This is a genomic window from Brucella sp. BE17, from assembly GCF_039545455.1.
In the GTDB taxonomy this organism is placed as follows: Bacteria; Pseudomonadota; Alphaproteobacteria; order Rhizobiales; family Rhizobiaceae; genus Brucella.
This window is the reverse complement of the sequence record NZ_CP154468.1, coordinates 941,239-955,480: the sequence shown is the minus strand read 5'-3', so window position 1 is coordinate 955,480 and position 14,242 is coordinate 941,239. Positions and strand designations below refer to the sequence as shown.

Sequence of the window (14,242 nt, the reverse complement as noted above, 5' to 3'; positions counted from 1 at the left end):
CGCCCAGACAGGCTTCATTCATCGGAAAGGTGTGATCCTCCATGTCCAGGCCAGTCTCAGGCTCTCTCTCCCGCCGCCATTTTCTTGCCGCGACGGGGGCGGCTCTTGGTGCAAGCGTTAGCCTGCCTTTTTTCGGAACGGGCAATACTTTTGCTGCCGATAATTTTACCGTCGGTTTCATCTATGTCGGCCCGAAAGACGATTTCGGCTACAATCAGGCTCACGCTCAGGGAGCGGCAGCAGTCAAGGAAATCCCCGGTGTAACCGTCCTTGAGGAGGAGAATGTGCCTGAGGCCGTCGACGTGCAGAACAGCATGCGTTCCATGGTCAATTTCGATGGCGCGAAGATGATCTTTCCCACCTCCTTTGGTTATTACGATCCCTTTGTGAAAGAAGTTGCCCCGGAATTTCCCGATGTCCGCTTTCAGCATTGCGGTGGTCTGTGGAAAGAAGGCGATCCTGCCAATGCCGGTTCCTATTTCGGTTATATCGGCATGGGGCAATATCTGAACGGTGTTGCGGCAGCGCATGTCACCAAGTCGAAAAAGATCGGATTTGTTGCCGCAAAGCCGATCCCGCAAGTGCTCAACAACATCAATTCCTTCCTGCTCGGTGCGCGTTCCGTCGACCCGTCCATTACCTGTCAGGTCATCTTCACAGGTGAATGGTCACTGGCCGTCAAGGAAGCCGAAGCGACCAATGCGCTCGCCGATCAGGGCGCGGATGTGATTACCTGCCATGTCGATGGTCCCAAGGTCGTGGTGGAAACGGCTGCCGCGCGCGGGTGCTTCGTCTGCGGTTATCACACCGACCAGAGCCCGCTTGCACCGGAAAAATATCTCACCGGAGCGGAATGGAACTGGCCCAAGGTTTATGTGGACTTCGTCAAGCGCCAGATGGCGGGCGAGACAATTCCGAATTTCGTCCGCGGCGGTCTCGCTGAAGGTTTCATCAAGATGTCGCCGCTTGGAGCGGCTGTTCCTGATGCCGGTCGCAAACAGTTCGAGGCTGTCCAGGCCGAGATGCTGAAAGGGGGCTTCTCCATCTTCAAGGGCCCGATGAACGACAACAAGGGCAAGGAAATCATCCCGGCGGGTACTGCACTTCTTGAAACGGACATATCGCTTGAATCGATGGATTATCTTGTCGAAGGCGTGGTCGGGTCCCTTGGCTGAACCGATGAGTTTGCAGGCAGGAACGATGCGTAAGACCGGCTTTGCGGATGTTTTTAACCCGCTCCTGCCTGTTCTTGAAGCAATGCTTATTCCGCTGCTGGCGCTTGTCGGCGGCGGAGTTCTGTTCTCGATTTTTTTGCTGGCGCAGGACAAGTCGCCCATCCAATTCTTTTCACTCGTCTGGCAGGCGGGCTTTTCTTCTGCCTTTTCATGGCAAAATACGCTTTCACGCGTGTCGCCTTTGATTTTTGCCAGCCTCTGCGTCGCACTCCCGGCGCGTCTTGGGTTGATGGTGATCGGAGGAGAGGGCGCACTGGTCTTCGGTGGGCTGGCTGCTGGAATAACGGGCGCGACGCTTGCAGGCGTTCTGCCCTCCGGTTTCACGGTTTTCATGATGGTGCTGGCTGCAGCCATTTGCGGTGCCTTCTGGATCGGCCTTGCCGGTATGCTGCGCGTGAAGCGGCAGGTAAACGAAACGATTGCCTCACTGCTTCTGTCTTATATTGCACTGGCTTTTTTCAATTTTTTTGTGGAGGGACCGTTCCGCGATCCCGCAAGTCTGAACAAGCCCTCCACCGCTTCCCTTCAGGAAGCTTTGCGGGTTGGTACCATGCCTTTTTTGAGCGATCATTGGGGTCTGAAGGTGCACTGGGGTGTCGCTTTCGGGATCATGGCCTGCATTTTGTGCTGGTTTTTGCTTGAGCGCACCACGCTGGGATTTGCCGCGCGTGTTACGGGCGACAATGCGCGTGCCGCTCAGACGCAAGGTCTTCCCGTTACCCGTATCGTCATCACCTTTACAGCACTTGCCGGTGCAATGGTCGGAATTGGTGGCTTTTTCGAGGTTGCCGCCATTCACGGCTCTGCCAATGGGTCGTTGATTTCCGGTGTCGGCTATACTGGCATACTTGTCGCGTTCCTGGCTCGCCACAATCCGCTGGCCATTATTCCCGTTGCCATATTGATCGGTGGCATCGAAGCGTCCTCTGGCCTGATCCAGCGTCGCATGGCGCTGCCCGATGCAACAATTCTGGTTTTTGAGGGCTGTGTCTTCCTGCTCGTGCTCCTGGGTGAAACGCTCTATGGGCGCACACCGGAATTGTTGCGGCGCATGGTGGTATCAAATGGAGCCGCATCATGAACGAAGCAACCGACATCGGACTGTGGGGTGTATTGCTCGCCATCCTTGGCGGTGCGATCCGGGTTTCCACGCCTTATCTTTTCGTATCCCTTGGCGAATGTCTCACCGAACGCTCCGGTCGTATCAATCTGGGGCTGGAAGGGACGCTGGTGCTGGGCGCGATGACGGCCTATGCCGTCTCATTCCATTCCGGTTCAGCCATCATTGGCGTTTTGGCCGCCGCTTTGGTGGGCCTGCTGTTCGGGCTGCTGCATGGATGGATATGCGGTTTTCGGCGTGTCAATGATATTGCGGTTGGAATTGCCATGATGCTGCTTGGCATGGGCGTCGCCTTTTATTTCGGCAAGGCTTATATTCAGCCGGCAGCACCGCGATTGCCATCGATCTCGCTTGGCTGGTGGTCGGATATCCCCCAGCTTCGCGCCGCCCTTCAGGTCAACATGCTGTTCATCATCGGCGGAGTTCTTGCCGTGGCAATGGCATGGATGTTTCGCAATACCCGCATCGGCCTTGTCATCCGTGTCGTCGGTGACAGCGATGACGCCGCCCGCGCCATGGCGATCAGTCCCGGTCTGGTTCGACTTCTGGCAACGGGGGTGGGTGGTGCGTTCGCAGGTGTCGGCGGAGCTTATCTTTCGCTTTTTTATCCCGGTAGCTGGAATGAGGGGCTTTCCTCGGGCCAGGGCCTGATGGCTGTGGCACTGGTGATTTTTGCGCGCTGGAACCCCATTACCTGTTTCTGGGCAGCGCTTCTTTTCGGCGGCGCAGGCGCGCTCGGTCCCGCGTTGCAATCAGCCGGGATCACGCAAGGCTATTACCTCTTTTATGCGGCTCCCTATGTGCTCACGCTCATCATCCTGATCGCCACCTCGTCCAAGGGGCGCACGATCAGCGGCATGCCCGGCGCACTCAGCATTACACGATAAAGGATCAGGAAATGAGCGGTCTTGGCGGATTGAACATATCGAAAGAAGGCGTTGGCATTGGCCTCGTGCAGCTTCAACTGCCGTTGGTCAGAACAAAGGTCGATCTGACAACGCAGACGCAGCGTGTCGTGGAGCTGGTCGCAAAGGCGCGACGCAACCAGCCGGGCATGGATCTGGTTGTTTTCCCTGAATATGCGCTGCACGGGCTATCGATGGATATTACCCCCGAAATCATGTGCACGATGGACGGGCCGGAAGTGGCAGCAATGCGTCAGGCCTGCATCGATAATTGCATATGGGGTTGTTTTTCCATCATGGAAAACAATCCCGGCGGCATGCCCTATAATAGCGGCATCATGTTTGATGATCGTGGCGCGCTGAAACTCTATTATCGCAAGATGCACCCCTGGGTGCCGGTCGAACCCTGGGAACCCGGTGATCAGGGTATCCCGGTCTGTATCGGCCCCAAGGGCATCAAGCTCGCGCTCATCATTTGTCATGATGGCATGTTCCCGGAAATGGCGCGCGAATGTGCCTATAAGGGCGCGGAACTGATGCTGCGCACCGCCGGATACACTGCGCCTATCCGCGATGCCTGGCGCTTCACCAATCAGGCGAACGCCTTTTGTAATCTGATGGCGACGGCAAGCGTGTGCATGTGCGGCTCGGACGGAACGTTCGATTCCATGGGCGAAGGAATGATCTGCAATTTCGATGGTTCGGTGATCGTGCATTCGACCAATGGTCGTCCCGACGAGATCATTACCGCGGAAATTCGTCCTGACCTGATCCGCGAGGCGCGGCTCAACTGGGGTGTCGAGAACAATCCCTATCAGTTCGGCCATCGCGGCTATGTCGCGGTCAAAGGCGGCGCGCAGGATTGCCCCTATAGCTATATGAATGACCTTGTTGCTGGAAAATACCATCTTCCCTGGGAAGGCGAAATTCGCGTCACCGATGGAACGGCGTGCGGCTTTGCCGCGCCGCAGCGGCTCTTTGGTGAAAAGGAATAAGCCCCATGCCCACGATTTCCTCTGTTCCTTATGCATGGCCTTATAATGGCGATCTACGACCCGATAATACGGCGCTGATCGTCATCGACATGCAGACGGACTTCTGCGGCAAGGGCGGTTATGTCGACAAGATGGGCTATGACCTTTCCTTGACGCGCGCACCGATCGAGCCAATCAAGGCTGTCATGGGCGCGATGCGTGAGAAAGGCTATCACATCATCCACACCCGTGAGGGTCACCGACCGGACCTGTCGGATCTGCCTCAAAACAAGCGTTGGCGCTCGCGCCAGCTCGGCGCAGGGATCGGCGATCCCGGTCCTTGCGGGCGTATTCTGGTGCGTGGAGAGCCGGGCTGGGAAATCATCGATGAACTTGCGCCCCTGCCGGGGGAGGTCATCATCGACAAGCCGGGCAAGGGAAGTTTTTGCGCAACCGACCTTGAACTCATCCTGCGCCTGCGTGGCATCGAAAATATCATATTGACCGGCATTACAACGGACGTCTGCGTGCATACGACCATGCGCGAAGCCAATGATCGTGGCTTTGAGTGCGTCTTGCTCAGTGATTGTTGTGGCGCAACAGACCGGCGCAATCACGATGCGGCAATTGAAATGATCAAGATGCAGGGTGGTGTCTTTGGCACGGTTTCAGACAGTAATAGCCTGCTTGCGGGGCTTGTCTGATGCCGCGCACGCGCCTTCATGTGATCCCGACATCAGCACCCGATGATGTGCGTGGATTGAAGCAATTGATTGAGGCGGGCGAACTCGATCCTGCTTGCCTGCGCGCCATCATCGGCAAGACCGAAGGCAATGGCTGTGTCAACGATTTCACCCGTGCCTTCGCTGTCTCTGCCTTGACGCAGGCGCTGGGTGAGACGGCACACAATGTTGCAATGATCATGTCCGGCGGAACCGAAGGTGGTTTGAGCCCTCACATCATGGCCTTTGAAAAACTGGATGATCGAGGGCAAAACGAAGACGGACCCTCTCTTGCAATAGGCTCGGCGATCACCCCCGACCTGCCTCCGCAAGAACTTGGCCGGATTGGGCAGATCGAAATGGTTGCCGAAGGGGTGCGCGCTGCCATGCACGACGCGGGGATTGAAAGCATTGATGATGTCCATTTCGTCCAGATCAAGTGTCCTCTGCTGACGGCAGCAAGGGTCACGTCCGCAACGATTACAAGCGATACTTTGAAATCCATGGGTTTTTCTCGCGGCGCATCGGCGCTTGGGGTGGCACTCGCGCTTGATGAAGTCACGAAAGCACAGGCGAAAACGGTGCGCGTCTGTCAGGATACGCAAGTCTGGTCAGGGCGGGCTTCGACCTCGGCAGGTATCGAACTCGCTTGCCATGAAATTGTGGTCATGGGGATGAGCCGCAAATGGAATGGCCCGCTTGCAATCGATCATGCTGTCATGGCCGATCAGATCGATGTCGCGCCGGTGCACGAAGCCATGCAGCGGCTTGGTATCGGCACGACATCCCGTCTTGCGGCACTGCTTGCCAAGGCTGAACCCGGCACAAAAGGGCAAATTCGCGGTGCGAGGCATATCATGCTGGATGACAGCGATATTTCTGCCACCCGCCATGCACGCGGTTTCGTCGGTGGTGTTCTGGCGGGTTTGACTGGGCGAACCACACTTTATGTTTCTGGCGGAGCAGAGCATCAGGGACCGGATGGCGGCGGAACCGTTGCATTGATCAGCGAGCGGGGGATTACTTGATGAGCGGTCACAAGGCACTTTCTGTCGAAACCTATAATACGACGATGCGTTTTGGTGCTTTTACGGCACTCGATAGCGTCAGCATCAAGATTGCGCCGGGTTCATTTCATGCGCTTCTGGGGGAAAACGGTGCTGGAAAATCCACGCTCGTCAAATGCATTATGGGCTTTTACAGCGCAACATCCGGTTCTCTGCTGGTTGACGGGCGAGAGGTGGCCATTGCCGATCCGCGTGCCGCACAGAAGCTGGGCATGGGCATGGTCTATCAGCATTTCACGCTGGTGCCTTCTCTGACGGCAGCAGAAAATCTGGTCATTGCACGCGGCGATGCACCCGCCATCATAAACTGGAGAAAAGAACGAGAAACCTTGCGTAAGTTCATGCAAGAAATGCCTTTTTCGGTTGCGCTTGATAAAAAGGTTTACGCGCTTTCGGCGGGTGAAAAACAGAAGCTCGAAATCCTCAAACAGCTTTATCTGGGCAGCCGGTTTCTTATTCTCGATGAACCGACTTCGGTGCTGACGCCTGCTGAAGCCGACGAGATTCTGGGTTATGTGCGCAGCCTGACGAGCGCGGGAGAGCTCAGTGTTCTCATGATCAGCCACAAGTTTCGCGAGGTGCGCGCCTTTGCCGATGAGGTGAGCGTGCTTCGCCGCGGCAAGCTTGCGGGCAAGGGCAAAGTGAGCGAGCTGAGTGACGCCGACATGGCTGCGATGATGATGGGAAAAGCCGGCGAGGCAAAACCCGCTATCCGTATCGGGAATGAAGGCAGGGAAGTGCTGCGTCTTGATGGTGTTCGCACGCCTGATCGCTCGGGGCTGGGTGAGATTGCACTGGACAATCTTACTGTTCACGCCCGTGAAATTGTCGGTGTCGCCGGTATCTCTGGTAATGGCCAGTTCGAACTGATGGAAATTCTGACCGGACAACGCAAACCCGTTGAGGGCGAAATCAGGGTTGAAGGCCGACCCTATCATGGCCGCCGCGAGGAAGCGCGGCGGTTGAAGATACGTTATCTGCCGGAAGAGCCGTTGCTCAATGCTTGTGCACCGCGCATGAGTGTCGCCGAAAATCTGGCTCTGCGCTCTTTCGATGGGAACGGGCGGCGGTTTTTTCTCAAACGCAAGGCCATGATGCAGCAGGCGAATGATCTCATTCGTAGTTTCGATATCCGCACCCGCAGCGCTCACTCGCCCGTACGCGAACTCTCGGGCGGAAATATCCAGCGTGTGGCACTGGCGCGCGAACTCTCAGGGGACGTCGATCTGCTTGTGGTGGCAAATCCTTGTTTCGGGCTGGATTTTTCGGCAGCACGCGCGATCCGCGACCGGATCGTGGAAGCGAGAAATGCTGGAGCGGCGGTTTTGCTGATCAGTGAAGACCTCGACGAAATCCTTGAGCTCGCAGACCGCATCGTCGTGATGGCTGATGGTGCAATCGTATGGCAAACAGCCGGCGGCGCCGATCCCGCCATTCTCGGCCGCTACATGGCAGGGCAAGTGCAATGATGACAACACAAATGATTGAGGCGCGGCCTTTTGCCTATCCGTTTCGGCGCGATGCCCTTGCTCTCATCGTCATAGACATGCAGCGTGACTTTCTGGAAGAAGGCGGTTTTGGAGCCTCGCTTGGAAACGATGTTTCGCATTTGCGCCGGATCGTGCCGGCGGTTGTCCGATTGATAGCCGGTTTTCGTGGCGCATCGCTGCCAGTCATTCACACACGCGAATGCCATCGGCCAGACCTTTCCGATCTTCCTGACGCCAAACGGGACAGGGGCAATCCTTTACGCAGGATCGGTGATCCCGGGCCGATGGGACGTTTGCTGGTTGCCGGGGAACCGGGCACGGAAATCATCCCTGAACTGACCCCTCTGCCGGATGAAGTCGTCATCGACAAACCCGGTAAAGGTGCTTTCTACGATACCGAGCTTGGTGCAGTTCTGCGCAGTCGCGATATCCGCAACCTCATCATTGCCGGCGTGACCACGGAAGTCTGCGTTCAGACCACCATGCGCGAGGCAAATGACCGTGGCTATGATTGTCTGCTCGCAACCGATGCGACGGCAAGTTATTTTCCTGAATTTCACGCGGCAACGATTGAGATGATCATTGCACAAGGTGGCATTGTCGGTTGGGCAGCGGATACCGATACCATATTGGAGACTCTCGATGCTTGATCCTGTTTCACTGGCGGGGCTTATGCAAGGCGGCTGGCGGACCCTGCATTATGAGCCATTTCGTGATGGCGTTGATGTCCATTATCTCTATCGTGAAGACGCGCGCCAGGACACGCCTGTGTGGGCACTTCTTCGTTACGAAGCGGGCGCATCGGTACCGCTTCACCGTCACACGGGGCTTGAGACGATCATGGTCCTTGAGGGCAGTCAATCAGATGAACGGGGTCGCTACAAACAGGGAAGTGTCATCTTTAATCCGGAAGGAACGATCCACCGTGTGTGGAGCGAAGACGGTTGTACCGTCCTGATCCAGTGGGCAAAACCTGTCGAGATTCTTTCAGTATGACAGGCTAGCAACCCTGTTTAATCGCGGGCGGCGAATTAGCGAATGCCTGTGTCAGGAGCATATTGTTGGCAAATGGGGTAGCCGCCTTGCACTGGATGGCGTCGTACACCTTACGGAATATTATCGGGTAGGCTGGCCCCACATCCTAGTAAGTGGCCGTGATCCGTCGATCAGGTCCTGGCATTGGTCAAGCGCTCCTGTCAGAAAACAGTGAGGCGGATTGGACACAGCGAGTGGATTGAGACCACGAGACCATTCTCTGTCGCCTTTTGAGTAGGCAGCGTGGACGAAGTGGCTCGCACATTGGAAATACCCGTTCTGAGCTCCCCCAAAATACCTGCTCCCCAAAACCGTTCCTCGTGCGCCCCGAATGCATCAGACCCGTCCAATCGCTTTGGGTTGAGGATGTGATCCCGCGCTTCGCTCGTGTAGCCATCTTGCGTCTTTGCAGAATCATAGATAAAAAGGATAAAAATCTATATTATTATTATGGAGGCCTGAAGTGCACCAAGAATTGCCGCCATTATTGTCCGATGCAGCTGCCTTGAAGCGTCGATCCGACCAGTGTCCGTTTAGTGAAGCTAAAATTATCTATAATTTACCTTTTAACGATCTTATTTTTCGTGCGCAGCAGGTGCAACGTCGTCATTTCGATGCAAATGCAATCCAGATGAGCCGGCTTTTGTCGATTAAGACGGGCGGTTGCCCCGAGGATTGCAGCTATTGCAGCCAGTCCGTGCGTAATCCAACAGGTTTGAAGGCCTCTAAACTCATGGAGGTGGAACGGGTATTGACCGAAGCGCGTAAGGCGAAGGAGGGCGGTGCGACGCGATATTGTATGGGGGCGGCTTGGCGTAATCCAAAGAAGCGGGACATGGAGGCCGTGGTGGCCATGGTCGAAGGCGTAAAGGCGCTGGGCATGGAAACCTGCATGACGCTTGGCATGCTGACACCGCAACAGTCCGAACGTCTCGCCGATGCCGGGCTCGATTATTACAATCACAATGTCGATACGTCCGAACGCTTCTATTCGCAGATCATTACCACCCGCACCTTCGAGGACCGGCTGGAAACGCTCGCCAATGTGCGTGATGCCGGCATAAAGGTCTGCGCCGGTGGTATTCTGGGCATGGGGGAGACGGTTGATGACCGTATTTCGATGCTGGTGACGCTCGCCAATCTGCCGGTGCCGCCTGAAAGCGTTCCGATCAACATGTTGATCCCGATCCCCGGCTCGAAGCTTGCCAACGCTGATCCCGTCGATCCGATAGATTTCGTTCGCACCATTGCACTGGCGCGTATCCTGATGCCGCGCTCGCATGTGCGGCTTTCCGCCGGGCGCACGGAAATGAGCGATGAGACGCAGGCGCTCTGTTTTCTTGCGGGCGCCAATTCCATCTTCGTCGGCGAAACGTTGCTGACGGCGGATAACCCGGGCGAAGATCATGACACAGCGTTGTTCCGGCGTCTGGGCCTGAAGCCTATGGAGTTGCCGCTTGAGCAGGCCGGAGAGGAGCCGTGACCCTATCGGCGCTTTCTCCTTATGAGGCTAAACTTGCCGGACTTTGCCGCAAGTCGCGGCTACGAGCGCTCGTTCCCCAGCAGGGGATCGATTTCACCTCCAACGACTATCTCGGGCTTGCCGATGCGCCCCGGCTGAAGGCGGTGATTACCAAAGCAATCGAAAGGGGCGTGCCAGTCGGTGCCGGTGGTTCACGGCTTCTGCGCGGCAACCACTTGGAACATGAGGCGCTCGAGGCGGAGGCAGCGGCGTTTTTCGGCGCGGAAAAAACGATCTATTTCGGTAGTGGCTTCGCCGCCAATGTCGCGCTCTTTTCCACATTGCCGTTGCGAGGAGACGTCGTTCTCCACGATGAACTGATCCATGCCAGCGTGCATGATGGCATTGTGGCTGGTAAGGCGCAGGCGGTTGCCGTATCACATAATCAGGTCGAGGCGTTCGAGCGGGAACTAAGCCGCTGGCGACAGGCGGGCGGCAAAGGTCGCCCTTGGATCGCCGTCGAGAGCCTTTATTCCATGGATGGCGACCGGGCGCCGCTTGCGGCGCTTGCTGATCTTGCCAAACGGCATGGCGGATTTCTTGTGGTCGATGAGGCGCATGCCACCGGCGTTTTCGGACCCGATGGTCGCGGCCTTGTGGCAGAGCTGGAAGGGTGTGGAAACGTGGTGGCACTGCACACTTGCGGCAAGGCGCTCGGCCTTTCCGGCGCACTTCTGAGCTTGCCTGCGATTCTCGCCGAATACCTCATCAACCGTGCCCGTGGTTTCATTTATTCCACAGCGCCTTCGCCGCTGATGGCTGCGGCGGCGCGGGAAGCATTGCGGATCGTTGTCGATGAAGGCTGGCGTCGGACTCGGCTGGAGAAGCTGATAAACTTTGCGGGCGAAGAATTGCATCACCGGCTAGGAATAACTCCAAGCGGCTCGCAGATCATTCCGGTGGTGATCGGCGACAATGCCCGTTCGCTCGCTGTCGCCGCGCGCCTGCGTCACAGTGGGTTCGATGTGCGGGGCATCCGCCCGCCAACCGTGCCGGAAGGAACAGCGCGTCTGCGTGTCTCCATTACGCTCAACGTGGATGAGGACCAGATCGCCGATATGGTTGGATTGCTTGCTCTAGCTCTGGAGCAGGAATGATGAGCCTCCATTTTGTCATTTCTGGCACTGATACCGGCATCGGAAAGACGGTTTTTTCCGCAGCGCTCGCGCACGCCTTGCAGGCTTATTACTGGAAGCCCGTGCAATCCGGGCTGGAAGAAGAGACCGACAGCGAGATGGTGGAGCGGCTGGGCGGCGTGCCCCGCGCACGCATTGTGCCGGAAGCCTATCGCCTGAAGATACCAGCTTCCCCGCATCTTTCAGCCCGTCTCGACAATCTGACGATCGACCCCGTACTCCTGCAACCGCCGGAAACGAGAGGGGCGTTGGTAATCGAAGGTGCAGGCGGTCTCCTTGTGCCGTTGACCGACAGATTATTGTTCGCTGATATCTTCTCTCGCTGGCAAATTCCGCTGATCCTGTGTGCCAGAACCACGCTTGGTACCATCAACCACACGCTGTTGTCGCTCGAAGCGCTGCGGCAAAGGGCAATTCCGGTACACGGCGTGGTGTTCATTGGTGATGAGGACCGGGAAAATCAGCGCATCATTGCCGAAATTGGTGATACCCGTTCGCTTGGACGATTGCCTCACTTGCCGGAGATGAGCGCAGACGCGCTGCATGATGCATTCGCCGATCAATTTGAGCTTTCTGATTTTCTGGAGCTTCCAGCATGAGCCGTTCGCCCATCTGGCATCCCTTCACTCAGCATGGGCTTGAGCCCCCGATGAAACGCATCGTTTCGACGGAGGGTGCTTATATCGTTGATGCGGACGGTAAGCGGCTGTTCGATGCGATTTCATCCTGGTGGGTTATCACCCATGGTCACCGGCACCCGTCGATCATGGCTGCGATCCGTGCCGCGACGGAAGCCTTCGATCAGGTGATTTTTGCGGAATTTTCCCACGAGCCTGCCGAAACACTGGCCAAAGCGCTGGTCGAACGCGCGCCTGCCGGGTTGGATCATGTGTTTTATTCCGATAGCGGCTCGACTTCGGTGGAAGTAGCGCTGAAAATGGCGCTTGGTTGCTATCACAATCGCGGTGAAAAGCGTGACCGCATCGTGGTCATGGAGCACGGTTATCATGGCGATACGATTGGCGCCATGTCGACGGGCGAACGCGGCGTGTTCAATGTCGCTTATGAAGCGCTGCTTTTCGGTGTCGATCGTATCGCTTTTCCAGAACATGGCCGCGAGCAAAGGACGCTCGACATGTTCGAGGGTTTCTGCCGTTCGGGCCGCGTTGCTGCTCTGCTCATCGAGCCGCTTGTTCTGGGCGCTGGTGGCATGAAGATATACGGCGCTGGGGTGCTGGCCGGGCTGAAGCAGATCGCTGAACATTACGATTGCCTGTTTATCGTCGATGAGGTGATGACGGGTTGGGGCAGAACGGGCACCATGTTTGCCTGTGAAAAGGCTGGAATTTCACCGGATATTCTGTGCACGTCCAAGGGGCTCACGGGCGGTTCGCTGCCGCTCGCAGCGACGATGTGCAGCAGTGACATCTTTGATGCGCATTGTTCTACCGACCGCCGCAAAACCTTTTTTCATTCGAGTTCCTACACGGCCAATCCGATCGCCTGTGCCGCCGCCGTTGCAAATCTTCAGGTCTGGCGAGACGAACCAGTGCAACAACGCATTGGGCAATTGGAGCAGATGCTCGGCGGCAATCTCCGACGCTTTGCGGATGACCGGCGTTTCACCAATCTCCGGCAAGTGGGAACCATCGCAGCACTCGACCTTGTGGTGCCTTCCGGCGGTTATCTCGCCGAAGTCGGGCCGCATATGCGGCGTCTGTTCCGCGAGCGCGGGCTTGTCCTGCGCCCGCTCGGCAATGTGCTTTATCTGATGCCGCCCTATTGTACCACTGCGCAGGACTTGACCCATACCTTCGACGCCATCGATGAAGTAGCGTCGATCATTCTGAGGCGCATGTGATGGGCGCGGGTCGCTCATCGCGTATGGCTGGCTTTGGACACGCTGTACCGGCGCGTTGCGTCGAGAACGCCGAAATCGAGACCCGTTTGGGACTTGAAAAAGGATGGATCGAGCGGCGGACCGGGATACGGACGCGTTATTGGGCCAACGATAGAGAGACGTTGAGCGGCTTGGCAGCTGAGGCGGGGCGCATGGCGCTCAAGGATGCGGCGCTTGGTCCCACCGACATCGCACTGACGTTACTCGCCACTTCAACGCCTGATCATATGGTGCCGCCTTCGGCTCCGCTGCTCGCTCATAAGCTGGGTCTGGTAAAATCGGGTGCCCTTGATCTAGCCGGCGCTTGCTCAGGGTTTCTGTATGCGCTCGTACTTGCGGACGGGTTTGTCAGGTCGCACGGTCGTGCGGTGCTTGTGGTGGCCGCGAATATGTTGAGCCGCCGTATCAATCCTGCCGAACGGGCAAGTACTGTACTCTTTGCCGATGCGGCAGGTGCTGTCGTGCTCGTGCCAGATCGGAATAGCCAGCGCGGTCTTATCGCCGCCGACCTGATATCGGATGGAAGTGGCTATGATTTGATCCAAATCCCGGCAGGAGGTAGCACGCGCCCTTTTTCCCCGCAAATAGGGCCGGAAGAATTTCTGATGACGATGCGGGATGGGCGCGAGGTTTTTTCACGCGCCGTGGGGCTGATGACGCAGGCTTCGTGCCGTGTGCTGGATCAGGCAGGGATCGCTGGCGACGATGTCGATCGCTTCATTCCACATCAAGCTAACGCGCGCATGTTTGATGCACTGTGCAATAATATAGGCATAGATCAGGCAAGGATGGTCCGGACCATTGAAACTTATGGCAATTCGTCTGCTGCGACAATTCCACTTTCGCTGTCGGTTGCAAATGCCAAGAAGAGGTTTGCTGAGGGTGAGGTCTTGCTCCTGACCGCTGCTGGCGCGGGTATGACGGGCGGTGCTGTCGTTGTTCGAAATTGATATCGGGGTCTTCATATTGCATTGATGCTGATGCCGGGACTGAAAAGCTGGTGTGGCGAATCTGAAATTCGTGTCACTTTGGAGCAGGGCTTTGAATGAATGTGATATTCAAAGCCACACCAGCAAGATATTGATTATATTTAATTTTTTAATTTGAAGTTCCCAGGCGAGAATACCATGTAAATG

The 14,242-nt window shown here is 56.7% G+C and carries 14 protein-coding genes; all 14 read left to right on the top strand.

What is annotated here, in order from left to right; all coding sequences use genetic code 11:
• Positions 1 to 41: 41 nt before the first annotated feature.
• The 14 genes from AAIB41_RS15710 (at position 42) to AAIB41_RS15645 (ending at position 14,056) form a co-directional block, all read left to right on the top strand.
• Positions 42 to 1,175 (top strand): BMP family ABC transporter substrate-binding protein, encoded by a 1,134-nt coding sequence (locus AAIB41_RS15710; protein ID WP_343314962.1) that lies wholly within the window; start codon positions 42 to 44, stop codon positions 1,173 to 1,175.
• A gap of 25 nt (positions 1,176 to 1,200) precedes the next feature.
• Positions 1,201 to 2,316: an ABC transporter permease gene (locus AAIB41_RS15705; RefSeq protein WP_343316102.1), complete on the top strand. Its 1,116-nt coding sequence runs from the start codon at positions 1,201 to 1,203 to the stop codon at positions 2,314 to 2,316.
• The gene (locus tag AAIB41_RS15700) at positions 2,313 to 3,242 is read left to right on the top strand and encodes an ABC transporter permease (RefSeq protein ID WP_343314961.1); all 930 of its coding nucleotides are present in this window, start codon (positions 2,313 to 2,315) and stop codon (positions 3,240 to 3,242) included. The genes AAIB41_RS15705 and AAIB41_RS15700 overlap by 4 nt, the downstream gene beginning before the upstream one ends.
• Positions 3,243 to 3,253: 11 nt before the next feature.
• The gene (locus AAIB41_RS15695) at positions 3,254 to 4,255 is read left to right on the top strand and encodes a formamidase (protein ID WP_343314960.1); all 1,002 of its coding nucleotides are present in this window, start codon (positions 3,254 to 3,256) and stop codon (positions 4,253 to 4,255) included.
• Positions 4,256 to 4,260: 5 nt separating this feature from the next.
• On the top strand, positions 4,261 to 4,938 hold the full coding sequence (locus tag AAIB41_RS15690; RefSeq protein ID WP_343314959.1) for an isochorismatase family cysteine hydrolase: 678 nt from the start codon (positions 4,261 to 4,263) through the stop codon (positions 4,936 to 4,938).
• Complete coding sequence (locus AAIB41_RS15685; RefSeq protein ID WP_343314958.1) at positions 4,938 to 5,984, top strand: ring-opening amidohydrolase; 1,047 nt, start codon at positions 4,938 to 4,940, stop codon at positions 5,982 to 5,984. The genes AAIB41_RS15690 and AAIB41_RS15685 overlap by 1 nt, the downstream gene beginning before the upstream one ends.
• Positions 5,984 to 7,492, top strand: coding sequence for an ABC transporter ATP-binding protein (locus tag AAIB41_RS15680; RefSeq protein ID WP_343314957.1), 1,509 nt, complete (start codon positions 5,984 to 5,986; stop codon positions 7,490 to 7,492). Before AAIB41_RS15685 ends, AAIB41_RS15680 begins: the two co-directional genes overlap by 1 nt.
• Positions 7,492 to 8,163, top strand: a complete 672-nt coding sequence (locus tag AAIB41_RS15675) for an isochorismatase family cysteine hydrolase (protein WP_343316101.1) — start codon at positions 7,492 to 7,494, stop codon at positions 8,161 to 8,163. The genes AAIB41_RS15680 and AAIB41_RS15675 overlap by 1 nt, the downstream gene beginning before the upstream one ends.
• On the top strand, positions 8,156 to 8,509 hold the full coding sequence (locus AAIB41_RS15670; RefSeq protein ID WP_343314956.1) for a cupin domain-containing protein: 354 nt from the start codon (positions 8,156 to 8,158) through the stop codon (positions 8,507 to 8,509). Before AAIB41_RS15675 ends, AAIB41_RS15670 begins: the two co-directional genes overlap by 8 nt.
• Positions 8,510 to 9,035: 526 nt before the next feature.
• Positions 9,036 to 10,031, top strand: coding sequence for a biotin synthase BioB (gene bioB, locus AAIB41_RS15665; protein WP_343316100.1), 996 nt, complete (start codon positions 9,036 to 9,038; stop codon positions 10,029 to 10,031).
• On the top strand, positions 10,028 to 11,167 hold the full coding sequence (locus AAIB41_RS15660; protein WP_343314955.1) for an 8-amino-7-oxononanoate synthase: 1,140 nt from the start codon (positions 10,028 to 10,030) through the stop codon (positions 11,165 to 11,167). The genes bioB and AAIB41_RS15660 overlap by 4 nt, the downstream gene beginning before the upstream one ends.
• Positions 11,167 to 11,805, top strand: a complete 639-nt coding sequence (bioD, locus tag AAIB41_RS15655; RefSeq protein WP_343314954.1) for a dethiobiotin synthase — start codon at positions 11,167 to 11,169, stop codon at positions 11,803 to 11,805. Before AAIB41_RS15660 ends, bioD begins: the two co-directional genes overlap by 1 nt.
• Positions 11,802 to 13,067 (top strand): adenosylmethionine--8-amino-7-oxononanoate transaminase, encoded by a 1,266-nt coding sequence (locus tag AAIB41_RS15650; protein WP_343314953.1) that lies wholly within the window; start codon positions 11,802 to 11,804, stop codon positions 13,065 to 13,067. Before bioD ends, AAIB41_RS15650 begins: the two co-directional genes overlap by 4 nt.
• Positions 13,067 to 14,056, top strand: a complete 990-nt coding sequence (locus AAIB41_RS15645) for a beta-ketoacyl-ACP synthase III (RefSeq protein WP_343314952.1) — start codon at positions 13,067 to 13,069, stop codon at positions 14,054 to 14,056. Before AAIB41_RS15650 ends, AAIB41_RS15645 begins: the two co-directional genes overlap by 1 nt.
• Positions 14,057 to 14,242 lie beyond the last annotated feature (186 nt).